Here is a 4,550-nt window from a genome sequence, read left to right as displayed (position 1 = left end):
TTACAACGACCGTCCCCCGCCAACCCACCCTGCCGATCAAACTCCACAAACAAACCCGGCGACGCCATCACCGTCACCCCACCCACCAACGCCAGATCACACTCCCCCGCCCGCAGAGCCTGACCCGCCAGATGAAGCGCGACGAGGGACGAGGAGCAGGCGGTATCCACCGACATCGCCGGACCTTCGAGGCCAAGCACATAAGCGATACGACCCGAGGCCACACTCACCGCACCACCGGTCAACCCATAACCCTCCACCTGAGCACCGGCCTCACCCAACCGCGGACCATATTCCTGGCCTATCACGCCCACGAACACACCCGTCGGGGAACCCCGCAAAGAATCAGGCGCAATGCCGGCGCGTTCCAGGGCTTCCCAGGAGACCTCCAGAAGCAGCCGCTGCTGCGGATCCATCGCCAGGGCTTCACGCGGCGAAATACCGAACAACTCCGCGTCGAAATGTGCAGCGGCGTCGAGAAAGCCACCCACCCGGGCGAAGGAGCCGTCAACCGTCCAACCACGGTCGGCCGGAAAGTCCCCGACGACATCACGGCCCTCGACAACCACCCGCCACAAATCCTCAGGCGAATCCACCCCACCCGGAAAACGACACGCCATACCCACGATCGCGAGCGAGTCCCCCGCCGCTGTGACATGGGCGGGTGGGGCGACGGGCACCGGAGCCGCCACGGGTTCCCCGCCCAGTACCTCGTCAAGGTGTCGAGCAAGTGCGATGGGCGTCGGGTGATCGAAGACCACGGTGGCGGGCAGGGTCTTCCCCACCGCGGCGGCGAGCCGGTTGCGCAGGTCGACGGCGGTCAACGAGTCGAAGCCGACCTCCTTGAACGGCCGGTCCAGGTCGACCGCCTCGGGGCCGCCGTGGCCAAGGACGCCGGCAACGTGGGCACGCACCAGGTCACGCAACCGGCGCTGCCGTTGCGCCAGGCTCAGGCCGGCGAACTCGTTCACCTGTCCCTTCGCGGTGGCCGTGGTGATGGTCCGGCGGCCGGGGCGGCGCCCGGAGCGGCCGGTGATCAGGGGATGCGGGCTGGTGCGGTCGAGACGCGCGGCGACGACGACGGGTTCGGTGCTCGTGAGAGCGGCGTCGAACAGGGCGAGGGCCTCGCCGGTCGGCATCGCGAGGCCGGCGAAGCGGCCGCGGTCGCGCTGGGACAGGCCGCGGGTCATACCGGTCTCGGCCTCCCACAACCCCCACGCCACGGACGTGCCGGGCAGGCCGGATTCGCGCCGGTGCACGGCGAGCCCGTCCAGGCCGGCGTTCGCCGCCGCATAGGCGCCCTGGCCGGCATTGCCCAGCACGCCCGCGATCGACGAGAACATGACGAACAGCGCCAGGTCCCGGCCGGCCGTCAACTCGTGCAACAGCAGGGCACCACCGAGCTTGCCCCGCAGGACGTTCGCGACCCGCTCGGCAGACAATCCTTCCAGCACACCGTCGTCCAGCACCCCGGCGGCATGGATGACGCCGACGAGCCGGTCGATGCCGTCGAGCACGCCCTGCAGCTGTGTCCGATCAGCCACGTCGCAGGCGGCCACCCGTACCGTCGCGCCCAGCGTCTCCAGCCGCTGCGTCAGCTCCCCCGCGCCCGGCGCGTCCGGCCCCGAACGGCTCACCAGCAGCAACTTCCGCACCCCGTGCGCACGAACGAGATGCTCGGAGAGCAGGGCGGCGATGCCGCCGGTGCCGCCCGTGACGAGGACCCAACCGTTGTCGAGGGACGGCGCCTCGGCCGCCGCCGGAGTCACGGTGGTCAGGCGGGGCACCAGGACACCCTCGGCGCGCACGATCGCCTGCTCCTCGGTGAGCGCGGGAACGGTGCCGCCGGCGGGTACGTCGATGATGTTGATCCGGCCGGGGAACTCCGACTGGGCGACCCGGATGAGACCCCACAGGGCGGCGCTCGTGACGCCACGTATGTCGGTGTGCCCGCCGGGCGCGACGTTCGCACCGCTGGTGACGATCCGGAGGCGTACGTCGTTCAGCTCGGGTGCCGCGATGAACTGTTGCACCACCGTGAGCGTCGCGGTGACGGCGTCGGCCGGATCCGCGTCCTCGACCTCGGCTGTGAAGGTGATCGTGGCGGGAACCGAAGCCCCGGCCCGCACCGCCTCGACGAGTGCGGGCACGTCGGCGTAGCCGTCGCCGAGCACGACGGTGCCGGCGTCGTCCTCGGTGGTGGCCGCCGGCACCCATGTGACGGCCGACAGCGACGCGGCCGCCGATCCGGAGAGCGCGCCGGCGGGTAGCGCACGCAGCCGAAGTTCGTCGATGTGGGCGATGGCCCGGCCGTCGTCGTCGGCTAGGCGCACCGTTGCCGTGTCCGGTCCGGTACGGGTCACGGTGACCCGAGCTGACCGCGCCCCGGTCGCGTAGAGCTGGACGCCGGCCCAGCCGAACGGCACGCGCAACGACGTGGTCGTGTGGTCGTCGGCCAGCAGCAGCGGGTGCAGGGCCGCGTCGAGCAGCGCGGGGTGGATACCGTGCCGGTCCGGTTCGTCGGTGGGCAGAGTGATCTCGGCGTAGAGGGTGTCGCCCCGCTGCCACGCCTGGCGCAGTCCCTGGAAGGTCGGCCCGTACTCGTAACCGACCGCCGCGAGGTCGGCGTAGAAACTGTCGAGCGGCAACGGTTGCGGCCCGGCCGGCGGCCAGTCTCCACCATCGGCCGGTACGCCGTCGGCCGCTGTGCTGAGGACCGCTTCGGCGTGCTCCGTCCACAAGTCGGTGGGGCCGGAGCGGCTGTAGAGCCGCGCGGTGTGGTCGCCGGCCGGGGTGGGGTGGCAGACGACGTGGATGTGCCTCCCGGTCTGGTCCTCGAGGGTGAGCGGGGTATGGATCGTCAGTTCGGCGATGCGGTTGTGGCCGAGTTCGTCGCCGGTGCGGATCAGCCATTCCACGAGAGCGGTGCCGGGGATGAGGGTGGTGCGGTTGACGGCGTGGTCGTCGAGCCACGGCAGGGTGTGGCGGTCGACTCGCCCGGTGAAGACGGTGGGCTCGTCCTCGGTTGTGCGAGTGATGCCGGTCAGGACGGGGTGGTCGAGGTTGTGCTCGCCCGCGGTGGTGGGGGGCGTGAGCCAGAACCGCCGGTGCTGGAAGGCGTAGGTGGGGAGGTCTGCACGCGTCTGCCCCGCGCCGAGGATGGTGGCCCAGTCGACGGTGACGCCCGCGGTCCAGACCCGCCCGGCAGCAGACAGCAGATCCTGCCATTGCGGGCGGTCTCGGCGTTGGGAGGGCACGACGACGCCGGGGACGGCGGCTGCCTCGACGAGCTCGGCCATGGCGAGTTCGAGGACCGGGTGGGCGCTGACCTCGACGAAGACGCGGGCGCCCCGGTCGATCTGGGTCTGCATGGCGGTGTCGAAGCGCACGGTCTGTCGCAGGTTGCGCAGCCAGTAGGTCGCGTCCATGCCGGCGGTGTCGAGGATCTCGCCGGTCACGGTCGAGACGAGCGGAATTGACGAGGGCTGCGGGGTGAGGCCGTCGAGATCGCTGATGATCCGATCGCCGACGGCGTCAACGGCAGCGGAGTGGGAGGCATAGTCGACCGGGATCAGCCGGGCGCGCACACCCTGTCCCGTCCAGGATTCGACGAGCGTTTCCAGTGCCGGGACCGGACCGGCGATCACCGTGGAGGAGCCGCTGTTGACAACCGCAACCTCCACACCTTCGGGCAGTTGCGGTTCGATGTCGGAACGGCTGAGACCGACAGACGCCATCCCACCGGTGCCGGCAAGCTCCCTGACCAGCCGGGACCGCACCACCACAACACGGGCGCCGTCGGCAAGGGAGAGTCCGCCTGCCACACAGGCGGCGGCGACCTCGCCCTGAGAGTGACCGACGACGCCCATGACCGGCAGGCCCCACGACAACCAGACCGCGCCGAGCGAGACCATCGTCGCCCATAGCACTGGCTGGACCACGTCCACCCGGGACAGCCATCCGTCATCGTCGCCGAGCAGCACGTCTGTCACGGACCAGTCGACATGCGCCGCCAGGGCCTTGTCGCATTCGGTCAGGCGGTCAGCGAACACCGGCGACACGGCGAGCAGCTCGCGGGCCATCCCGGCCCACTGCCAGCCCTGGCCCGGAAAGACCAGCACGACGCCGCCGGCCCCGGAGATGACCTTGCTGTCTCCCATGGCCGCGCGGAGACCTGCGACGACGGACTCCCGGTCGTCGCCGACGACGACCGCGCGGTGATCCAGGGCCGCCCGCGACAACGCCAAGGTTCGGGCGACATCGGGCAGCGGCACATCCCGGCCCTCGCGCTCCAACCAGTCCGCGAGTCGGCCCGCCTGTTCCCGCAAGGCCGCCTTGGTACCGCCCGACACCAGTACCGGAGTCAGGAGCTTCTCGGATGCGGCGGGCGACTCCGACCCGGCCGACGGGGTCAGCGGGGCCGGTGGTTCCGGCGGGGCCTCGACGATCACATGAGCATTCGTGCCGCTGATACCGAAGGAGGAAACCGCGGCACGCCACGGCCGCCCGTCAGAAACCAGCTCCACCGGCTCGGACAACAACCGCACACC

The 4,550-nt window shown here is 70.8% G+C and carries 1 protein-coding gene; it reads right to left on the bottom strand.

Going from position 1 to position 4,550, the window contains the following annotated elements:
• A partial coding sequence (locus ACGF5G_RS35640) for an SDR family NAD(P)-dependent oxidoreductase (RefSeq protein WP_393271293.1) occupies positions 1-4,538 on the bottom strand: 4,538 nt, incomplete at its 3' end.
• Between the last annotated feature and the right edge of the window lie 12 nt (positions 4,539-4,550).

This window comes from Micromonospora sp. NPDC047730 (assembly GCF_043204765.1).
Taxonomy (GTDB): Bacteria; Actinomycetota; Actinomycetes; order Mycobacteriales; family Micromonosporaceae; genus Micromonospora.
The sequence above is the reverse complement of the archived record's forward strand: the minus strand, read 5'-3'. Positions and strand labels throughout refer to the sequence as shown.